17 protein-coding genes are annotated in these 20,358 nt (G+C 73.0%); 7 read left to right on the top strand and 10 right to left on the bottom strand.

The window, feature by feature from the left end:
- Window positions 1-10: 10 nt before the first annotated feature.
- Window positions 11-697 (bottom strand): TetR/AcrR family transcriptional regulator, encoded by a 687-nt coding sequence (locus tag AB0C17_RS14910; RefSeq protein ID WP_357381622.1) that lies wholly within the window; start codon window positions 695-697, stop codon window positions 11-13.
- 138 nt (window positions 698-835) lie between these two features.
- On the opposite strand from AB0C17_RS14910, the gene AB0C17_RS14905 reads away from it, so the two are divergent.
- Window positions 836-1,774, top strand: a complete 939-nt coding sequence (locus AB0C17_RS14905; protein WP_357470114.1) for an NAD-dependent epimerase/dehydratase family protein — start codon at window positions 836-838, stop codon at window positions 1,772-1,774.
- On the opposite strand, the gene AB0C17_RS14900 is transcribed toward AB0C17_RS14905, so the two are convergent.
- Together AB0C17_RS14900 and glpX are read right to left on the bottom strand one after the other, a co-directional pair.
- Window positions 1,771-2,712: a DMT family transporter gene (locus tag AB0C17_RS14900; protein ID WP_357470349.1), complete on the bottom strand. Its 942-nt coding sequence runs from the start codon at window positions 2,710-2,712 to the stop codon at window positions 1,771-1,773. The genes AB0C17_RS14905 and AB0C17_RS14900 overlap by 4 nt on opposite strands.
- A 38-nt stretch (window positions 2,713-2,750) precedes the next feature.
- Window positions 2,751-3,782, bottom strand: a complete 1,032-nt coding sequence (glpX, locus tag AB0C17_RS14895) for a class II fructose-bisphosphatase (protein ID WP_252453116.1) — start codon at window positions 3,780-3,782, stop codon at window positions 2,751-2,753.
- 146 nt (window positions 3,783-3,928) lie between these two features.
- On the opposite strand from glpX, the gene AB0C17_RS14890 reads away from it, so the two are divergent.
- Window positions 3,929-4,600 (top strand): DUF4245 domain-containing protein, encoded by a 672-nt coding sequence (locus AB0C17_RS14890; RefSeq protein ID WP_357478892.1) that lies wholly within the window; start codon window positions 3,929-3,931, stop codon window positions 4,598-4,600.
- A 91-nt stretch (window positions 4,601-4,691) separates the two neighbouring features.
- The gene (locus AB0C17_RS14885; RefSeq protein ID WP_357478889.1) at window positions 4,692-5,531 is read left to right on the top strand and encodes a hypothetical protein; all 840 of its coding nucleotides are present in this window, start codon (window positions 4,692-4,694) and stop codon (window positions 5,529-5,531) included.
- A gap of 67 nt (window positions 5,532-5,598) precedes the next feature.
- Here AB0C17_RS14885 and AB0C17_RS14880 read toward each other — a convergent pair whose 3' ends face one another.
- Both AB0C17_RS14880 and xseA read right to left on the bottom strand, forming a co-directional pair.
- Entirely contained in the window at window positions 5,599-5,811 is a 213-nt protein-coding gene (locus AB0C17_RS14880) for an exodeoxyribonuclease VII small subunit (RefSeq protein ID WP_128136699.1), read from the bottom strand.
- Between the two features lie 13 nt (window positions 5,812-5,824).
- Window positions 5,825-7,063, bottom strand: a complete 1,239-nt coding sequence (gene xseA, locus AB0C17_RS14875; RefSeq protein WP_357478886.1) for an exodeoxyribonuclease VII large subunit — start codon at window positions 7,061-7,063, stop codon at window positions 5,825-5,827.
- 87 nt (window positions 7,064-7,150) lie between these two features.
- On the opposite strand from xseA, the gene AB0C17_RS14870 reads away from it, so the two are divergent.
- Window positions 7,151-8,140: a 4-hydroxy-3-methylbut-2-enyl diphosphate reductase gene (locus AB0C17_RS14870; protein ID WP_357478883.1), complete on the top strand. Its 990-nt coding sequence runs from the start codon at window positions 7,151-7,153 to the stop codon at window positions 8,138-8,140.
- Between the two features lie 38 nt (window positions 8,141-8,178).
- Entirely contained in the window at window positions 8,179-8,598 is a 420-nt protein-coding gene (locus AB0C17_RS14865; RefSeq protein ID WP_357478881.1) for a hypothetical protein, read from the top strand.
- 58 nt (window positions 8,599-8,656) lie between these two features.
- On the opposite strand, the gene AB0C17_RS14860 is transcribed toward AB0C17_RS14865, so the two are convergent.
- Together AB0C17_RS14860 and AB0C17_RS14855 are read right to left on the bottom strand one after the other, a co-directional pair.
- Window positions 8,657-11,947: a S8 family serine peptidase gene (locus AB0C17_RS14860; RefSeq protein ID WP_357478878.1), complete on the bottom strand. Its 3,291-nt coding sequence runs from the start codon at window positions 11,945-11,947 to the stop codon at window positions 8,657-8,659.
- Window positions 11,948-12,095: 148 nt separating this feature from the next.
- Window positions 12,096-13,274, bottom strand: coding sequence for a DNA recombination protein RmuC (locus AB0C17_RS14855; protein ID WP_357470134.1), 1,179 nt, complete (start codon window positions 13,272-13,274; stop codon window positions 12,096-12,098).
- A 54-nt stretch (window positions 13,275-13,328) separates the two neighbouring features.
- Here AB0C17_RS14855 and AB0C17_RS14850 point away from each other — a divergent pair, with 54 nt between their 5' ends.
- Window positions 13,329-14,126, top strand: coding sequence for a hypothetical protein (locus AB0C17_RS14850; RefSeq protein ID WP_357470137.1), 798 nt, complete (start codon window positions 13,329-13,331; stop codon window positions 14,124-14,126).
- Window positions 14,127-14,254: 128 nt separating this feature from the next.
- On the opposite strand, the gene ppc is transcribed toward AB0C17_RS14850, so the two are convergent.
- Both ppc and AB0C17_RS14840 read right to left on the bottom strand, forming a co-directional pair.
- Window positions 14,255-17,041 (bottom strand): phosphoenolpyruvate carboxylase, encoded by a 2,787-nt coding sequence (gene ppc / locus AB0C17_RS14845; protein ID WP_357381643.1) that lies wholly within the window; start codon window positions 17,039-17,041, stop codon window positions 14,255-14,257.
- A 123-nt stretch (window positions 17,042-17,164) separates the two neighbouring features.
- Entirely contained in the window at window positions 17,165-18,193 is a 1,029-nt protein-coding gene (locus AB0C17_RS14840) for a hypothetical protein (RefSeq protein ID WP_357381645.1), read from the bottom strand.
- A gap of 84 nt (window positions 18,194-18,277) precedes the next feature.
- Between AB0C17_RS14840 and AB0C17_RS14835 the strand changes: the two genes are divergently transcribed.
- Entirely contained in the window at window positions 18,278-19,318 is a 1,041-nt protein-coding gene (locus AB0C17_RS14835) for a S66 peptidase family protein (RefSeq protein ID WP_357381647.1), read from the top strand.
- A gap of 82 nt (window positions 19,319-19,400) precedes the next feature.
- On the opposite strand, the gene AB0C17_RS14830 is transcribed toward AB0C17_RS14835, so the two are convergent.
- Window positions 19,401-20,309 carry a cyclase family protein gene (locus AB0C17_RS14830; protein WP_357470143.1) on the bottom strand — a complete coding sequence of 303 codons (909 nt, stop codon included), beginning with the start codon at window positions 20,307-20,309 and terminating at the stop codon, window positions 19,401-19,403.
- Between the last annotated feature and the right edge of the window lie 49 nt (window positions 20,310-20,358).

The following is a 20,358-nucleotide window of genomic DNA, read 5'->3' as shown; positions in this document are numbered from 1 at the left end:
CCGACCGGCGTCAGGGCAGGCCGACCAGGTCCGCCATCAGTCCGATCTGGTGGTCGAAGTACTCGTCGCGGTGCGGCAGCGCCCGGTTGATCCGGCCGAACAGCTCGAAGCTGATCAGCCCGAACAACTGGGTCCAGCCGGCCATGCCACGGGCCAGCAGGGCGGGCGGCACGTCCATGCCGAGCAGGCCGACCAGTTCGGCCACGTCGCCGCGCAGCGGCTCGGGCAGATCCTCGTCGGGCGGGGCGAGCCGGCCGGACGCCAGCCCGTCGCGCAGGATGCCGACCAGGGTCACCGGTGGGCGCTGGGCCGGCGCGACGGTGTCGTCGGGGGCCGCGTACCCGGGCACCGGGCTGCCGTAGAGCAGCGCGTACTCGGCGGGGTGGGCGAGCGCCCACGCGCGGGCGGCCCGGCAGGCGGCGAGCCAGCGTCCGCGCAGGTCGGCCTGGTCGGCGGCGGCGTCGGCCGCCTCCACGGCGTCACCGAGCGCGTCGTACGCCTCCAGGATCAGCGCGGTGAGCAGGTCGTCGCGGCTGGGGAAGTAGCGGTAGATCGCCGAGGACACCATGCCGAGGTCCCGGGCGACCGCGCGCAGGGACAGGTTCGCGCCGTCGGTGTCCAGGTGGCGGCGGGCGACCGTCTTGATCTCTTCGATCATCCCGGCGCGGACCCGGGCGCGGAGCGAGGGAGCGACCATGTCTCCACTCTGCCATGGAGAGAGCGGCAATCAAAAGAGAGAGCACTGCTCTTGACGTGGGCCGCCGCGTAAGTCATGCTCTGTTGCGAGAGCGGTGCTCTCGATTCGGATTACTGCTTCAGCGAAGGTGGACCTGTCATGACACTGCACGTGATCGTCGGCGCCGGCCCCGTCGGCACCGCCACCGCCCGCCTCCTCGCCGAGCGCGGCGAGCGCGTGCGGATGGTCACCCGGCGCGGCACCGGCCCCGAGCACGCGGCGATCGAGCGGGTGGCCGCCGACGCCGCCGACGCGGACCGGCTCACCGCGCACACCGAGGGCGCGGACGCGCTCTACAACTGCGCCAACCCGGAATACCACAGGTGGCAGACGGACTGGCCGCCGCTGGCCGCCGCCCTGCTCACCGCCGCCGAACGCAGCGGCGCCGTGCTGGCGACAGTCGGCAACCTCTACGGGTACGGCCCGGTCGACGCCCCGATGACCGAGGCGACCCCGCTCGCCGCCACCGGCGTCAAGGGCCGGGTCCGCAACCGGATGTGGGCCGACGCCCTGGCCGCCCACCGCGCCGGCCGGGCCCGGATCACCGAGGTACGCGGCTCCGACTACATCGGCCTCGGCGGCAACTCGCTGCCCATGATGGTGCTGCCCAAGGTGCTCGCCGGGCAGCGGGTGTTCCTGCCGGTGGCCTGGGACGCGCCGCACACCTGGACGTACGTCGGGGACGTCGCCCGTACCCTCGTCGCGGTCGCCGCCGACCCGCGGGCCTGGGGACGGGCCTGGCACGTGCCCAGCGCGCCCCCGATGTCCATGCGGGCGCTCGCCCACCGGGCGGCGGAGCGGGCCGGGGCGCCGGCACCCCGGCTGACCCGGATGCCCTACCCGGTGCTCTGGCTCGGCGGCCTCGCCGACCCGTTCGCCAAGGAGATCCGGGAGACCGCGCACCAGTTCGCCGGGCCGTTCGTGATGGACTCCACCGCGGCCACCGAGACGTTCGGGATCGAGGGGACGCCGCTGGACCGGGTGGTCGACGAGATGGTCACCGGCCTGCGCGCCGCCGCGCCCGCCGCCGCCCGCTAGGTGCGGGGACGGGTCGGGCCGAAGGCGGCGACGAGCACGGCGACGAGGGTCAGCGCCGCGCCGAGCAGCGTGTCCAGCCCGGGGTGCGAGGCGGCGGTCGGCAGCGCCAGGTCCAGCAGCACCGCGCCGACGATCTGCCCGGCGATGGTCGCCAGGCCGAGCAGCAGCACCCCGGTGAACCGGACGAGGGCGGCGGCCAGCGCGATGAACACGATGCCGATCGGGCCGCCGAGATACAGCCACGGCTCGGCCGGGAAAGCGCCGGCCGGCCGGCCGCGTACCGCCAGGTCGACAGCGAACGTGAGCAGCAGCGCCGCGGTGCCCACTGTGAAGTTCACCAGCGTGGCCGTCATGGCGCTGCCCGCCGCCGCCCGGACCCTCCCGTTCACCGCCTGCTGCCAGGCGATGCCCACCCCGGCCGCCAGCGGCAGCACGGCCAGCACCAGCGCTTTCGGGTCGCCGAGCCGGTCGCCCACCGCCAGCAGGACCGCGAGCACGGTGAGCACCGCGCCGATCAGCCGGTTCGGGGTGACCGGCTGCCGGCCGGTCGGGCCGATGCCGGCCCGGTCGACGAGCAGGCTGCTGCCGGACTGCCCGGCCACCACCGCGACGGTGAAGACCGCCACGCCGAGCGTGCCGATGGTCAGCCCCTGCGTCGCGACCAGGAACGCGCCGCACACGCCGCCCAGGCACTGCCACGGCCGCAGCGTGCCGGCGCGCAGCGCGCCGCGCAGGGCGGCCAGTCCCCGCCGGCCACCGGGGGTGGCGGGGACCAGCACCAGCAGGATCAGCAGGCCCACGCCGAACGAGACCACCGCCGCGGCGATTCCGTCGGCCAGGCGTACGCCCAGCTCGCCGTTGATCCGGGACTGGACGGCGACCATCACGCCCGAGGCGGTGGCCAGCCCGACACCTGCGACACGTCGTCCGGTCGACAGCGTCGGCGGTGCCGGTGGTGCCGCCGTCCCGGCTCTGCTCACTCCTGCTCGGCCAGCGGTCGGCCGTCGAAGTCGACGGCCGAGTAGAGGGCGAGCTTCTCCAGCCGGTGGTACGAGTCGATCACCCGGATCGTGCCGCTCTTGGAACGCATCACGATCGACTGCGTGTACGCCCCACCGGAGCGGTACCGCACGCCGCGCAGCAGGTCACCCGAGGTGACGCCGGTGGCCACGAAGAAGCAGTTGTCGCCGGTGACCAGGTCGTCGGTGAACAGCACCCGGTCCAGGTCGTGCCCGGCGTCCAGCGCCTTGCGGCGCTCGTCGGAGTCCTTCGGCCAGAGCTTGGCCTGCATCATGCCGCCCATGCACTTGAGCGCGCACGCCGCCGTGATGCCCTCCGGGGTGCCGCCGATGCCCATCAGCACGTCCACGTCCGACTCGCCACGCGCCGCCGCGATGGCGCCGGCGATGTCGCCGTCGGAGATGAACCGGATCCCGGCGCCGGTACGCCGGATCTGCTTCACCAGGTCGTCGTGGCGCGAGCGGTCCAGCACGCACACGGTCACCTCGGCGGCGTCGGTGCCCTTGACCTTGGCGATCCGGTTGATGTTCTCGGCCACCCCGGCGTTGATGTCCACCACGTCGGCGTACATCGGGCCGACGGCCAGCTTCTCCATGTAGAAGACGGCGCTCGGGTCGAACATCGCGCCGCGCTCGGCCACCGCGAGCACCGCCAGCGCGTTCGGCATGCCCTTGCTCATCAGCGTGGTGCCGTCGATCGGGTCGACCGCCACGTCCACCTCGGGGCCGGTCCCGTCGCCGACCTCCTCGCCGTTGAACAGCATCGGGGCGTTGTCCTTCTCGCCCTCGCCGATCACCACGACGCCACGCATCGGGATCGAGTTGATCAGCTTTCGCATGGCGTCGACAGCTGCGCCGTCGCCGCCTTCCTTGTCGCCCCGGCCGACCCAGCGGCCGGCGGCCATCGCCGCGGCCTCGGTGACCCGGACCAGATCGAGGGCGAGGTTGCGGTCGAGATCCTGGGGCGTCCGCGTACTGGTGGTTGTCATGGCGGCCTCCTCGCGACGTTGCGGGGTGGGACCGGCGGTCACCACCGCCGGTTTGTCGCTGATCCTCACACGATCTCAGGTTCGCCGTCCCGGCGGGGCGGAGGAGGCCAGGATCACGTCCCCCGGTGGGCTGCCACAATGGCCGGGTGGAAGCCGCACAGCCTGCCGACCGCACACCGACCGACGCCACCCCGCCGGAGGGCCAGCCCGCGCTGGGCGAGCCCGCGGCTGTGGCACCCGCGCCCGGCGAGCCCGCGGCTGTGACACCGGCAGCGGGTGCGCCCGTGGCTGGTCCGGCGGGGGGCAAGGCCCGGTCCGAGCGGTCGCCGAAGGACATGGCGCTGTCGCTGCTGATCCTGCTGGTCCCGATCGCGCTGCTGCTCGCCTTCTACCGGGGCTTCCTCGGCGGCGACTCGCCGGTCACCGTCGACCCGGCGCCCGCGCTGGAGCAGGCCCGCTCCGCGAACGCCTTCCCGGTCAGCGAGCCGACCGGGCTGGGCGACGACTGGCGTACGGTGAACGCCCGGTTCCGGACCGAGGCGGACGGCTCCACGCTGCGCATCGGCTACGTGACCCCGGAGGGCCGGGGTGCCCAGCTCGTGGAGAGCAACGTCCCGGCGGAGAAGCTGCTGCCGGCCGAGCTGACCGAGGGACAGCCGCAGGGCGCGGCCGACCTGCCCGGCGGGCTGAGCTGGCAGCGCTACACCGCGCGCGGCAACGAGCAGGCGCTCGTCCTGCTGGAGCCGAACCGCACCGTGATCGTCGTCGGCGACGCGGGCGAGACGGAGCTGCGCAAGCTCGCCACGTCGCTGCGCTGAGTCCTCCCTCCGGGTGACGCGGGATTGCGGAAGGCCGCTTCCGGGAACAGAAGGGACATCGAGCCCGGACGACCCACCTGGAGAGGTTGACGTGAAGATACGACGCTTCAGCGCCACCGCGTTCGCCGCGGCGCTGCTCATTCCCGGCCTGGCGGCCTGCAACGGCAACGGGACGACGTCCGACGCCTCCGCGACCCCGAGCGCCTCCGGCAGCGTCGCACCGAGCGCCACGGCGTCCAGCAGCGCGGCCAAGCAGGCCCTGCTCGACTCCACCAACGCGATCCGCGAGGGGAACTTCAAGTTCACCATGACCGGCGCGGGCTCCACCGCCGAAGGGCAGGTGCACGAGCCGAGCCAGAGCGCCGACATGCGGATGACCATCGGCGACCCGTCGTCGGACCTGATGATGAAGCTGGACCTGATCCACGCCAAGCCGGACAGCTGGGTCAAGCTGGAACTCGGCGGCACCGCCGCCGCGCAGATCCCCGGCGTGAAGAACCTCAACACCGGCAAGTACCACCACCTCGACCAGAACCGGATCAAGGGCAACCGGGCGCTCGGCTTCGACTTCGAGAAGCTCGACCCGGCTGGCAGCGCCGTGCTCACCCAGGGCATCACCGAGGTGCGGCAGACCGGCGAGGGCGCGTACGAGGGCACCGTCGACGTGTCGAAGGCCGCCCAGGCGGGCTCGCTCGACCCGGCCGTGATCACCGCGCTCGGGGCGCAGGCCCAGTCGGTGCCGTTCACCGCCAAGGTCGACACGCAGGGCCGGCTCAGCGAGATGGTGCTCAAGATCCCGGCCGCCGGCCAGAGCGCCGCACAGGACCTGAAGATCACCTACACCGACTACGGCAACGCGGCCCCGGCCCAGAAGCCCTCGGCCGACCAGGTCGTCGAGGCGCCCGCCGAGCTGTACGGCCTGTTCAACTGACCCACCGCTCCCCGAGACCTGGGCAGTTCCCGCGCCGAGCGGGAACTGCCCAGGATTCGTTTTCGGGTCAGTCCTCGGCGCGCTGGCGGGCGGCGTCGATGCGGGCGCGAGCGCCGTCCAGCCAGCGCTGGCACACCCCGGCGAGCTGTTCGCCGCGCTCCCAGAGGGCCAGCGACTCCTCCAGCGAGGTGCCACCCGCCTCCAGCCGCTCCACCACCGAGGCCAACTCGGCGCGGGCCTGCTCGTAGCTGAGCTGTTCGTCCTGCTTCGTCCCGGTCATCGTTCCTCTTCCCTCAGCCGTCGACGGTGGCGGTCAGCTCGCCCTCGGCGAGGCGTACCCGCAGTGCATCGCCCTTCGCCACCTCGGTGGCCGCGCGGACGACATGGCCGTCGGCGCGCTGCACGATCGCGTAGCCGCGCTCCATCGTCGCCGCCGGGGACAGCGCGCGCAGCCGGGCCAGCGTGTGCCGCAGGTCGTCGGTGGCGCCCCGCAGCCGGTGCTCAAGGGTGCGGCCGGCGCGGTCGCGCAGCGCTGACACGTCCACCGCCCGCTGTTCGACCATCACCTGCGGGCGGGCCAGGACCGGACGGGAGCGCAGCAGGTCGATCCGGTGCTGTTCCCGGTCGACCAGGTGACGAACGGCCCGTTCCAGGCGGGACCGGGCCTGCCCGATCAGCCGGGTCTCCTCGGTCAGGTCCGGCACGATGCGCTTGGCCGCGTCGGTGGGGGTGGAGGCGCGCACGTCGGCCACGTAGTCGAGCAGCGGCGCGTCCGTCTCGTGACCGATCGCGCTGACCACAGGCGTGCGGCAGGCGAACACCGCCCGGCACAGCGCCTCGTCGGAGAAGGGCAGGAGATCCTCGATGCCGCCGCCGCCCCGGGCGATGACGATCACGTCGACGGCCGGGTCGGCGTCGAGCACCTTGAGCGCGCCGACGATGTCCGGCACCGCGCTCGCCCCCTGCACCGCCACGTTGATCGTGCGGAAGTCGACGGCGGGCCAGCGGCGGCGGGCGTTCGTCAGCACGTCCCGCTCGGCCGCCGAGGCGCGGCCGGTGATCAGGCCGACCCGGCCCGGCAGGAACGGCAGCCGCCGCTTGCGGGCCCTGTCGAACAGGCCCTCGGCGGCGAGCAGCTTCTTGAGCTTCTCCAGCCGGGCCAGCAGCTCACCGAGGCCGACCTGGCGGATCTCGTCGGCCCGCAGGCTCAGCGTGCCCCGGGCCGCGTAGAACTCGGGCTTGGCGTGCAGCACCACCCGGGCGCCCTCGCGCAGCTCCGGCGCGCCCGCGTCCAGCACGTCCCGGTTGGTGGTGACGGTGAGGCTGAGATCGGCCGACGGATCACGCAGCGTGAGGAAGACGGTGCTCGCGCCGGGGCGGCGGCTGATCTGCGCCACCTGGCCGTCGACCCACACCCAGCCCAGGCGGGCGATCCAGGCGCCGACCTTCTGGCTGACCACCCGGACCGGCCACGGCTCCTCGGCCGTGCTCCGTCCGTCCGGCGCCCCTCGGCCGTCTTCTCCCGCGCTCACCCGCCCACCCTACGACCCGGCACCGACAGCGCCCGCGTGCGCCTCGCGGCCGCTGCCGCGCGGGAGAGCGGCACGTACGATGGGCCTGTGACTGACGCTGAGACGACTCCCCGGACCGGCAAGCGCGTGCTCCTGGCCAACCCCCGCGGCTACTGCGCGGGGGTGGACCGGGCGGTGCAGACCGTCGAGGAGGCGCTGAAGCTCTACGGCGCCCCGATCTACGTGCGCAAGCAGATCGTGCACAACAAGCACGTGGTGCGCACGCTGGAGGCCCAGGGCGCGATCTTCGTGGAGGAGAACGAGGAGGTGCCGGAGGGCGCCACAGTCATCTTCTCCGCCCACGGCGTGGCCCCCGAGGTCTACGAGCAGGCCAAGCAGCGTTCGCTGCGGGCGATCGACGCCACCTGCCCGCTGGTCACGAAGGTGCACCACGAGGCCCGCCGCTTCGCCGCGCAGGACTACGACATCCTGCTCATCGGCCACGAGGGGCACGAGGAGGTCATCGGCACCGCCGGTGAGGCGCCCGCCCACATCCAGCTCGTCGACGGCCCGGACGGGGTCGACAAGGTCACCGTGCGCGACCCGGAGAAGGTGGTCTGGCTGTCCCAGACCACGCTGTCCGTGGACGAGACGCTGGAGACCGTGGCCCGGCTCAAGAAGCGCCTGCCGCTGCTCCAGTCGCCGCCCAGCGACGACATCTGCTACGCCACCTCCAACCGCCAGCACGTGGTCAAGGAGATCGCCCCGGAGTGCGACGTGGTGATCGTGGTCGGCTCGCGCAACTCCTCGAACTCGGTCCGGCTGGTCGAGGTGGCGCTGGACGCCGGCGCCCGCGCCGGCTACCTGGTCGACTTCGCGCACGAGATCGAGGACGCCTGGCTGGCCGGCGCCCGCACCGTGGGTGTGACCTCCGGCGCGAGCGTGCCCGACGAGCTGGTCCAGCAGGTGCTCGCGCACCTGGGCGAGCGCGGCTTCGGCGACGTCGAGGAGATCACCACGGCGGACGAGCGGCTGACGTTCTCGCTGCCGCAGGAACTCAAGCGCGACATGAAGGCCGCCGCCGCGGCGCGCGGCTGACCGGGAACGGATCGGCCGCCCGCCGCGTCCAACCGATCATGAAGACTCCTCGTACGGTGCTCGTCGCACTGCTCGCCGGCCTCGCGCTGACCGCCTGCGCCGCGCCCGGCGACGGGTCCGCCGATTCCAGCCCGAGCCCGAGCCCGAGTACGACGGGAGCCGCCCCGGTGACCAGCCAGCCCGACCCCGGCACCAGCCCGACGACCCGCCCGGACCCCTCCTGGAAGGGCGGCCCATCGACGCCGCCGGGTGTCGGCGGGACCGTCATCAGCGGCACCGTGCAGGCCGGCGTGGAGCCGAACTGCCTGCTGCTCGACGGTCACCTGCTGGTCGGCGGCCCGCGCGACGTGCTCAAGGCCGGCGCCCGGGTCGAGGTCACCGGCCGCCCCGAGCCGGGCATGATGACCACCTGCCAGCAGGGCACCCCGTTCGTGGTCGAGTCCGCCCGGCGCGCCTGACGACACGACGGAGCCCCGCCCCCTGCGAGAGGGGACGGGGCTCCGTCGTGTCAGCGGCTCAGTTGACCGCGAGGACCTCGACCGAACCGCGGCCGACGACCGCGCCCTCGGTGGTGGTCACGGCCATGTCGCCGTACAGCTCCCGGCCGGCGGCCGGGGTGGACAGGGCGGTCACCGCACCGGTCAGGGTGGCGGTGGCGCCGTACGCCAGGGACAGCGGCGTGGACGGCGCGGAGAGCGTGCCCAGCGCCGGGGACGCGAACGAGTCCCGGTAGTCGTACGCGGTGCTCGGGTCGCTCATCGAGTAACCGTCGATCACGACCCGGTAGGTGCCCGGCGTCGGGTTGGTCAGCGTGACCGCCTCCTCCGAGTCACCGTCGGCCGACTGGCCCACCTGGGTGGTGCCGCGGAAGACGGTCAGGTCCAGGTCGGCGCTCAGGTCGGACGGGTTGCCGATCCGGGCGGTGAACGAGGTGGCGCCCTCGGGCACCTCCACCACGTACTCCTGGGTGGCGCCCTCGGTGATGCTGGGCCGCTCGGCCCGGGCGCTCGCCAGCGGACCGCCGACGCCGGTCACCTGGACCGGGCCGAACGTGTTGGTCAGCTTCCAGCTCACCGAGGCCGGGGTGCCCGCGGTGACCGACGGGAGCTGGACCACTGCGGGCTCCACCTTGACGCCCTGCACGCGGGCCTGCAGCCGGAACGGGTTGTCCAACGCCGGCGAGGTGCGACGCGCCTCCACCTCGATCTCCCACACGCCCGGCAGCGGGTTCTGGTAGTCCCGCTCCTGCGGCTTGCAGACCGCGGCGTCGGAGAAGTTGGTGTAGCAGGCGGTGCTGGCGGTGCTCTCGACCGGCACGCCGTACGGGTTGATGGCGATGAAGCGGGTCTGCGAGCCGGTCGCGATGCCGGACAGGTTGACCTGGAGCGCACCCGCACCCGGCGGGACGGTCACGAAGTACGACCGGAAGCCGTTCCGCTCGACCGAGCCGTCGACCGAGAAGGAGTACGCCGGAGCGGACACCGGGTTCGAGGCGACCACGACGGTGGCGACCTCGAAGTCGACCACATTGGTGGCCGGGTCGTCGACGGTCATGATGGCGCCGTGGGCGCCGGCCGTCATCGGCTTGGCCTTCACCTTGACCGTGACGGTCTTGTTCAGCGGCAGCCAGACCACCTTGGGGGCGCTGTAGGTGCCGTCGTTGCCGCGGAACGCGACCTCGTGCTTGATGCCCTTGTTCGGGCCGCTGGTGCGGGTCAGCTTCACCTCGTAGTGGCGGCTCTCCTTGACCTTCTGGCCACCGCGGTCGGCGGCGCAGCGGTTGTAGAGGCCGGTGCCGACGTTCGGGTTCGGCACGAACGTGCCGGAGGCCCGGTCGTAGCGGGTCAGGTTCGGCGACAGTTCGGTGCAGACCGGCGCCTCGGAGGTGTAGGTGCGGGTCGGCACGCCCTTGGCGAGCAGGCTCCACGCGCCCGGCACGTCGAACATGCCGTAGCCCTGCGCGTACGTCGGGACATCCGCGATCGGCTGGGCCGAGGTGTAGACGGCCCGGCGCAGCGCGGCCGGGGTGACGCCCTTGCCGGTCGCCTTGGCGGCCGACAGCAGCAGCGCGGCGGCGCCGGTGGCCTGCGGGGCGGCCATCGAGGTGCCGTTGAGCATCTGGTAGCCCGGGGGCAGCGGGTAGCCCGCCTCCGGCACCGGGTTGCCCGGCTGCCAGGTCGGCGCGGTGGAGATGGCCGAGCCCGGAGCGGCGACGTTCGGCTTGAAGCCGCCGTCCTCACGCGGGCCGCGCGAGGAGAAGTTGAACAGCGCGTTGTCCTTGCGGACCACCGAGCCGTAGTTGGCCAGCCAGGTGTCCTTGCTGATGCTCGCCGCGACGCTGACCACGTCGGTGGCGACCGACGGGTCGCCGACGGTGTTCAGACCCGGGCCGGAGTTGCCGGCCGAGATGAACAGCTGCACGCCGTAGGTGTTGATCAGGTCGTTGTAGAGGACCGCGCGGGCGTTCGAGCCGTCGTTGAGCGCGGGCAGGCCTCCGATCGACATGTTCACCACGTCGACCTTGCGGTTGATCACCAGGTCGGCCATGCCGGTGGTGAGCGCCGCCGCGGTACAGCCGCCACCCCAGGAGCAGGCGCGGGCGGAGACCAGCTTGGCACCCGGGGCGGCGCCGTCGAAGGCGCTGTTGCCGAGCATGTCGTTTGCGGCGGTGATGCCGGCGACGTGGGTGCCGTGGGTGCTCTCGACGATGCCGATGTTGACGTAGTCGACCAGGCCGGGGCCGCCGACCGGGGCGGTGTTCACGTTGCGCCGGTACTCGACCACGAACGGGATCTGCTCCCGTACGGCGGTGGCCGGGTTGTCCGTGCCGAAGTGGCCGACCTGGAACTTCTCCTTGTACGGCCGCATCACCTCGTCGTCGGTGAAGTCGTTGTTCTGGTTCGCGTCGACGCGGACGTCACCGGTGGTGGGGCTGTAGAGCACGCCCCAGAAGTCGGTGGTGTCCCCGTCGCGGTTGAGGTCACCCCGCGCGTCGCTGTTCGCGGTGATGTTCTCGCGGAACACGTTGAACCGGTAGTTGCCGGCCGGCGCCGTCCAGGTGCCGAGCGAGGTGGTGAACGTCGGGCCGCTGACCTCGGTCAGCATCGGCCGCCAGGACGCGTCCTCCAGCGGGTCGGTGGCGGTCACCCAGTCGACGATCTTGCGCTCGCCGGTGGTGGTCTGCTGCAGCGCCGGGTGATCGAGGTCCACACCGGAGTCCATGATGCCGATGGTGACGCCGCGGCCGTCCCACTGCGGGTTCGCGGCCTTGAAGGACTCCGCGCCGGTCTCGTTCGTCGGCATGTACGGGTTCACCGCACCGGTGTCGCCGCCCGGCCCGGCCAGCGTCTGGGCCTGCGCGGCGGTCTTGGCGCCCTTCGGGGCCGCCTCCGGGGCCGGGTCGGGGAGCTTGATGGTCTCGTCCAGGTCGACGGCGGCGACACCGGGCAGCGTGGCGGCCTTGAGCGCCTTCGCGGTCGGTACCTGGGCCAGCACGTAGCCGATCTGGTCGTACCGCTGGCTGACGGTGGCGCCCAGGGCGGTCAGGCCGTCGACGACCTTCTTGGTCGAGCCCTTCTTGGCCGCGACGATCATCGTGACGGTCGGCGCGTTCTTCGCCTCGGCCTCGTCGAGCAGCTTGGCGTCGTGTGCGCCCAGTGCCTTCGCGGCGGTCGGCTGCGAGGGTTGGGGGGCCGGGGCGGCGCTCGCGGTACCGGCGCCACCTCCGACGGTCAGAGCGCCGGCCGCGAGGACCGAGGCCAGGAGCGCGGCGGACGGTCGCCGGCTGCGCGTGCGGGGTCTACTCAACGTTCTCTTCCTCCAGAGAACAGGGCCCTCGAGGGGCAGGGCACGTGTGACGGTGATCCTGCGTGTCACGACGGCAGGTGTCACTACTCGGCCTGGGTTTGTGATCAGTCCGTGATACGGATCGGCCTACGTCATCGCGCGTGCCGTGCTAGATGTCGACGCCTGCCGACCTCTCGGACGATGTGGACGGCGTCCCCAGCAGCTCTGGTGCCTGCGGCTGCCTCGGCGCCAGCTCGACCTGCGCCGGGGTGGCCAGCTCGTCGTCGGAGACACCCAGCTCGGCCAGCTTGCGGGCGCTGACCAGCACTCGCGCCTCCAGCGACCCCACCGCCCTGTTGTACGCCGTCACCGCCCCGCTCAGCGAACTGCCGAGCTTGCCGACGTGGTCACCCAGTGTGGACAGCCGTGCGTACAGCTCGCGGGCCAGCGAGTGGACGGTGGCCGCGTTGCGCGCCAGCGCCTCCTGCCGCCACGAGTAGGCGACCGTGCGCAGCAGCGCCACCAGAGTGGCCGGGGTGGCGAGCACCACGTTGCGGGCGAACGCGTGCTCCAACAGGGACGGGTCGCGTTGCAGCGCCACGTCGAGGAACGGGTCCGCCGGCACGAACAACACCACGAACTCGGGTGTCTGGTCGAACGCCGACCAGTAGGACTTGGCGGCCAGGGCGTCCACGTGCGCGCGCAGGTGCCGGGCGTGCGCGTCCAGGTGGGTGTCGCGCCCGCGCTCGTCGCGCGCCTCCATCGCGGTCAGGTACGCGTCGAACGGCGCCTTGGCGTCCACCACCACCGTCCGGCCGCCGTGCAGGCGTACCACCAGGTCGGGGCGTACCCCCTGGTGGTCGGTCGCGGCGGTGACCTGCTCGCTGAAGTCGCAGTGCTCCAGCATGCCGGCGGCCTCGACGATCCGGCGGAGCTGGTGCTCGCCCCAGCGGCCCCGCACCTGCGGCGCGCGCAGCGCGGCGACCAGTTGCTTGGTCTCGGTGCGCAGCTCGCCGGAGACCGTGCTCATGGCGCGCACCTGCTCGCGCAGCTCGGCGTACGCGTCGACGCGGTCCCGCTCCAGCTCGGCCACCCGCTGCTCGTAGCGGCGCAGCGTCTCGTGCAGCGGCGCGACCGCGCGGGCAACCGCCTCCTGGGACTGCGCCGTCGCCTCGTAGCTGAGCGCCCGCATGGACTGCTCCAGCCGCCCCTCGCCGGCCTTGGTGGCGGCGAGCGTCGCCTCCAGGCGGGCGATGTCCGCCGCCGCGCGCGCCCGCGCGGCCAGCCAGCCCACCGCGCCGCCCGCGGCGAGGCAGAGCAGCACCACGGCCAGCGTCGCAAAGCTCATGGCCAAGAGCTTGCCAAACGGGTACGACGAGCGCCCGGTGGGTACGTTTGAGTCATGGAGTTCGCGTTGTGGCTGGTCCTGATCCTGCTGCTCGGAGGTGCGTTCGTGTTCTGGCGAAGGGGGAGCAGGTCGCGGCGGTCGAACGAGCTGGCCGACGCCCGCGCCGAGGCGCAGCGCTGGTACGAGCGGCTCGGCGGCCAGCTCATGAACCTGCACGGCGACGCCCCGGCGGTCCGGCAGGCGCTCGCCGACGCCGGTGAGCGCTACAACGCGGCCGGTTCGCAGCTGGAGCAGGCGAGCACGCCGCGCCAGTTCGGGCTGGCCCGGGAGACCGCGCTGGAAGGGCTGGCGTACATCCGGGCGGCGCGGACCGCGATGGGCATCGACCCGGGCCCGGAGCTGCCGCCGCTCGCCTCCGCCCAGGGCGCCGGCGCGCTCACCAAGGAACGCCAGGTCGACGTGCAGGGGCAGACGTTCCGGGCCGGCCCGCAGCCGGGGAACGCGACGCCCTACTACTACCCCGGTGGGCGGTTCCAGGGGCGGCCGGTGCCGGCCGGCTGGTACTCCACGCCGTGGTGGAAGACCGCGCTCGGGGCGGGCGTCGGTGTGGTCGGCGGCATGCTGATCGCGGACGCGCTGTTCTCGCCCGCGTTCGCCGACCCCGGGTACGGCTACGACGCCGGCTACCAGGAGGGCTTCGGCGACGGCCAGGACTTCGGCGACCAGGGCGGCGACATGGGCGGCGGCGACGCCGGTGGCGACTTCGGTGGTGGTGGTGGCTTCGGCGGCGGCGACTTCGGTGGCTTCGGCGGCGGCGACTTCGGCGGGGACTTCGGCGGCGGCGACTTCTAGCCGGCGCCGCGCGTCCGAGACCGCGCGTCCGAGCGCGCCACTCGCGCCACTCGGGCGCGCTCGGCGCATGCGTTAAAAAGGGCCCCCTCTTATGCACGAGGCGTTAAGAGGGGGCCCTTCCTTACACCTCAGCCGGTGTTGCGCATGCCGGCGGCGATGCCGTTGACGGTGGTCAGCAGCGCCCGCTCCAGGGCCGTGCCGTCGTTCGGGGCGCGTCGCCCACCCGGCGCGGTCGCCACCGCCCGCCCGGCCGCGCCGGACTCGCGGTACTGCCGCAGCAACGCCACTTGGAGGTGGTGCAGCGGCTCCAGGTAGGTGTCCCGCACGGCGAGCGTGCGCTGGAGCACCGGGGAGTTGTCCAGCAGCGCCGGTGAGGCGGTGACCGCCAGCACCTCCTGCTTGGTCAGCTCGTACTCCTGCTCGATCTTGTCGAAGATCGGGTGCAGCTTCTTCGGCACCAGCGTCTCCACGTACCGCCGGGCGATGGTCAGGTCGGTCTTGGTCAGCATCATCTCGACGTTCGACAGGAACGTGCGGAAGAAGTGCCAGTTCCGGTTCATCTCGGCGAGCACGTCGGCCAGCCCGGCCGCCCGCGCGGCGGCCAGCCCGGAGCCCACGCCGAACCAGCCCGGCACGATCTGCCGGGTCTGCGTCCAGCCGAACACCCACGGGATGGCCCGCAGGCCGGACAGTCCGGCACCGGTGTTCGGGCGCTTCGCCGGCCGGGAGCCGATGTTCAGCGCGCCGAGCAGCTCGGTCGGGGTGGAGGCCCAGAAGTACGCGGGCAGGTCCGGGTCCTCGACCAGCGACCGGTACGACCGGAACGCCGACTCCGAGACGACGTCCATGGCCGCGTCCCAGCGCTCCAGCATCTCGGCCGGCTGCCGGGGCGCGGTGTGCAGCAGCGTGGCCTGGAGCACCGCCGCCACCGTCAGTTCCAGGTTCTCCCGGGCCAGCGCCGGCAGCGTGTACTTGTCGGAGATGACCTCGCCCTGCTCGGTCACCTTGATCGCGCCGTCGAGCGTGCCGTACGGCTGGGCCAGGATCGCGTCGTGCGTGGGGCCGCCACCCCGGCCGACGGTGCCGCCCCGGCCGTGGAACAACCGCAGGTGCACACCGTGCCGCGCGGCCACGTCCCGCAGCGCGCGCTGCGCCCGGTGGATGGACCACTGGCTGGTGGTGATGCCCGCCTCCTTGTTGGAGTCGGAGTAGCCGAGCATCACCTCCTGCACGTCGCCCCGCGCCGCGACCAGCGCCCGGTACGCGGGCAGCGACAGCAGCTCGTCCAGCAGTTCGCCACCGGCGTTCAGCTCGGCCGGGGTCTCCAGCAGCGGCACGATGCCGATGCGGGCCCGCCCGGAGTGCACGTCCACCAGGCCGGCCTCGCGGGCCAGCACCACCGCGGCGAGCACGTCGTCCACGCCGAGCGTCATCGAGATGATGTACGACTCGATGACCTCGGGGCCGAACCGGTCCTGCGCCTCGCGGATCGCCGCGAACACGTCGAACGTCTTGCGGGCCGACTCGGTGAGCGGGCTGTCCTGGGTGGAGAGCGGACGGCGGCCGGTCAGCTCGTCGGCGAGCAGCTTGGTGCGCTCCAGCCGGGACAGGGCCGGGTAGTCGGACACCTCGCCGACCGCCTCGTAGAGCTGGGCCAGCACCTCGTGGTGCTTCTCCGCGTGCTCCCGGATGTCCATGGTGGCCAGGTGCAGGCCGAACGCGGACACCGTACGGATGGTCGAGGCGAGCCGCCCCACGGCGGTGAGCTGACCGGAGTTGCGGGCCAGCGAGGCGCGCAGCAGCTCCAGGTCGGCGATCAGCTCGGCCGAGCCCCGGTAGTCGCGCCCCGGCACGTGCGGGGTGTCGGCGCGCAGCCGCTCCCGGGTGTTGGCGAGCTTCGCCTTCACGCACCGCGCCTTGAGCCGGTACGGCTCCTCCGCGTTCACCCGGCGGAACCGGGGTGCCACCTCCGGTAGCGCGTCGAGGTCCTTGGCCAGGCTGGCGGACAGGTCGAGCGACACCGCGCGCAGCCGCCGGGAGACGCTGACCTCGGTGATCAGCTCGTCCATCGCCTTCTCGGTGGCGGCGATGCCGTGCTCGTGCTGGATGCGCAGCACCTCGCGGGTGACCACCGGCGTGACGAACGGGTTGCCGTCGCGGTCGCCGCCGATCCAGGTGCCGAAGCTCAGCGGGCGGGACGTCGGTGACGTCTCCACGCCGAGCGTGCGCAGCGTGTCGGCGAGGTCGTCGAGGACCTGCGGCGCGGCCTCGGCGTACAGGTCCCGCAGGTAGTAGATGGCGTTGCGCGCCTCGTCGGTCGGGTCCGGCCGGTCCAGCCGCAGCTCGTCGGTCTGCCACATGAGATCGAGCAGTTCGGCCAGGCGGCGGTTCGCCGGGCCCTCGTCGCTGGCGCCGTAGAGGATCGCGTTCGCGGTCTCGGTGTCCAGCTCGTCGGCGACCGCGCGCAGCTTGGACAGGATGGACCGGCGGGCCGCCTCGGTCGGGTGGGCGGTGAAGACCGGGCGTACGGCAAGCCGCCGGGCCGCCGCGGCGATCTCCTCGGCCGGTACGCCCCGCTCGGCGATCATCTTGGCCGCCTGGTCCAGCCAGCCGCCGTGCGTGGCGCGGCGACGGCGCAGGTCCCGCGCGCGGTGCACCTGCTCGGTGATGTTCGCCAGGTGGAAGTAGGTGGAGAAGGCACGGGCCAGCTTCGTGCCGGTGGTGACGTCGAGCCCGGCGAGGCGCTGGGCGGCGGCCGGCACGTCGGAGCGGACCTGGGCGCGGATCTCCTCGACCAGGTCGAGCAGCGGACGGCCCTCCTGGCGGGCAAGGGTCTGCCCGAGCAGCGTGCCGAGGCGGCGGATGTCGGCCCGGAGAGCGGCGTCGGGGCCGTCGTGGTCGTGCTGGTCGGTCACGGTTGCGCTCCTTACGCGAGGACGAAGGACAGCGCTGTCCGACTCCTCTGGATGGTATCCGCGTGCCCCCGGTGGGCAGGAGGGGGACGGCGTGATGATCTGCACTCTGGGACGGCCCGCCGGTCAGCCCCGGTCGGCGGCGTGCCGACCCGGCGGCGGCCGCCGCCGGGCGCGGAACATGGTCGCGGTGAGCAGACCGGCCAGGCCGGCGAGCACCCAGAGCAGCAACCCGGTCAACGCCCACCCGCCGCCGCGCCAGTCGAAGTAGATGGCCGACTTGAACAGGTCGGTGGCGAGGCCTGGAACGTTCCAGCGGTGCATGCCGCGCAGGAACGGCGGCAGGAACTCGGGCGCGTAGATGCCGCCGGAGCCGGGGTTGCCGAGCACCACGAGCAGCAGGATCACGATGCCGGTGCCGAGCAGCCCGAGCCAGCCCTGCACGGCGGCGGCGACCATCCCGGCCGCGAACGCGGCGAGCGCGCCGACCACCGCCACCGTCGCCGCGTGTCCGGCGAACACACCCAGCACCGGCCCGACCAGGATCGCCCCGATGACGCCGAGCAGGATCGCGTGCACCGCGAGCGTGGCGATCCGCAGCCCGGCCCGGCGCAGGCTGCGCGGGCTGGTGCCGAGCGAGATGCCGAGGGCGGTGGACGCCAGGTAGCCGCCGAGCACCACGCCGACGGCCAGGTAGAACGGCACCAGGCCGCGCGGGTCGTCGGCGGAGACCGGCACGTCGTCGGTGACCTGAAGTGGCACCCCGGCCTGCCGGGCCGCCTCGGTGAACACCCCGGTGACGAGTTCGCTGGCGGCGGGCGCTCCGGCGCTGGCGGTGGCGAGGGTCAGGCCGCCGTCCGGGGCGGAGCTGAGCACCGCGTACACCGACCTGTCGTTGAGGCCGTCGGAGGCGGCGTCGAGGCTGTCGTACCCGACGGGTTTGATCGTGTCTGTGCGGGCGCGGACGCCGGACATCACGGCCTGGGCCTGCTGGTCGTTCGTGACCACGGCGACCGGCACGTCGCGCGGGTCCGGCTTGTGCAGCGCGCCGACGTAGGCGGCAATGAACGCGCTGGCCAGCGCCAGGGTGCCGAGGATCAGCGCCGCCGTGCGCGGCAGCCAGTCCCGGGTACGCAGCTCCGGCTCGTCGTCCACGGCCACAGCCTATTGCCGGCATATGTCCGGCTCGTGGGGTTTCGTCGAGCGAAAACCGCTGGCCCGGGCCGATAGCGTCGGGCCATGAACGTGCCTGTCTACCCCGCCAAACCGCAGCCGGGCGACCGGGTCGCGGTGGTGTCGCCCTCCGCCGGCCTGCCGGGTCTCTTCCCCCACGTGTACGAGCTGGGGCTGCGCCGGCTCCGCGACGAGCTGGGGCTGGAACCGGTGGAGTATCCGACGACCCGGGTCATGGGCGCCGACCCGCGCGACCGGGCACGTGACCTGACCGCCGCGTTCGCCGACCCGACGATCACCGCCGTCCTGGCGACGGTCGGCGGGGACGACCTGATCACCGTCACCCCGTACCTGGACGACGACGTGCTGCGGGCGAACCCGAAGCCGTACTTCGGCTACTCGGACAACACCAACGTGCTCAACCACCTCTACCGGCTGGGCGTCGTCGGCTACCACGGCGGCTCGGTGCTGGTGCACCTCGGGCGCTCCGGCAAGCCGCACCCGCTCACGCTCGACTCGCTGCGCGCCGCGCTGTTCACCTCCGGCTGGTACGAGCTGACCGCCGCGCCCGAGTGGGGCGACGAGCCGTGCGACTGGCGCGACCCGGCCGCGCTGGCCGGGGAGCCGCCGATGTACCCGTCCGAGGGCTGGCGCTGGCACGGCCCGGCCGAGGTGGTGCGGGGCCGCACCTGGGGCGGCAACCTGGAGATCCTGCACTGGCTGATGGCGGCCGACCGCGTTCCGCGCGCGGCCGACCTGGCCGGCTCGGTGCTGGTGCTGGAGACGTCGGAGGAGATGCCGCCCGCGCAGGAGGTCTTCCGGATCGTGCGCAACATGGGCGAGCGGGGTCTGCTCGCCGCCGTACCGGCGATCGTGGTGGGCCGCCCCAAGGCGTGGGACTTCGACCGGCCGCATACCGTGGCGCAGCGGCTGGCCTGGAGTGAGGACCAGCGGGAGGCGATCCTGTCGGCGCTCGCCCCGTACGCCGGCGACCCGGTGGTGGTCTTCGACGTCGACCTGGGCCACACCGACCCGCAGCTGATCATCCCGTACGGCGGCGAGATCCGGGTGGACGCGGTCGAGCGCCGGATCGCCGTGCGCTACTGACGACGCCGGCCATGGGTGTCTCCGCGCTGTTTCGACACCCATGGCGTTCCACCCGGCGCTGTCCGGCCGGCGCCGGCGTGGGTCAGGCGTCGACGACGGCGAAGGCGCGGACCGGGAACGTGCCCATGCCGGCCACCCGTGGCGGGGCGGCGGTGAACCGGAAACCGGTAGGCGGCAGCGCGTCCAGACCGGTCAGGTGTTCCACGATCGGGATGCCGGCGGCCAGCAGGCCGGTGTGCGCCGGGCGCTGACCGGCTGCCGCCGGAGTCATGTCGTCGATGTTGATCGAGTCGATGCCGACGAGCGCCGCGCCCGCCTCGGCCAGCCACTGCGCGCCGTCACCGGTCAGGTAGGGCGCCTCCGGAGCGGCGTACGCGTCGGTGCCGAAGTGCGCGTCCCAGCCGGTGTGCAGCAGCACCGCGCACCCGGCCACGTCGTACGGGGCGAGCAGCAGCCGGTCCACCGCGCGCGTACCGGCCGGCACGCGTACCACCAGGCCGGGCAGGTCGGCGAGGCGGTCCAGCGGCATCCCGGTCAGGTCCGGGCCGTCGGCGAAGCGGTGCGACGGCGTGTCCACGTACGTGCCGGTGTTGGCGATCATGTTGATCCGCGCGACGTGGAACTCGACACCCGGCGCGTACCGCTCCCGGGACTCCTCCCGGGTCAGCCAGTCGGTGATCGACGGTCCGGGCCAGCCGGGCAGCGTGACCATGCCCTCGGTGATCACGTGACTCAGCTCGACGAGCTTCCGCCCACCGGAGGCCGGGACGTCGAGGCCCCGCCCGCCCTTGTGCGGCTCCTCGACGACGGTCCGGTTGGTGATCCGTACCTCGCCGACCATGAGCAGCCCGAGGTGCCGGACCAGCAGCGCGGCCACCTCGTCGTCGGTGACGTCCGGGTGCGGCACGTCCAGCCGGAACCCGTCGGTGCGCAGCCCGCCACCGTTGGAGAAAACCACCTCGGCGTCGAAGACCGTCCGATACTCGATCATCCGCCCACCGCACCACGCCCGGCCGCGGCCGGTCAAGATCCAGATTCGG

Source organism: Micromonospora sp. NPDC048887, assembly GCF_040649715.1.
Classification (GTDB): domain Bacteria; phylum Actinomycetota; class Actinomycetes; order Mycobacteriales; family Micromonosporaceae; genus Micromonospora.
Note: the sequence above shows the minus strand (reverse complement) of the source record. Positions and strands in the feature narration are given on the sequence as shown.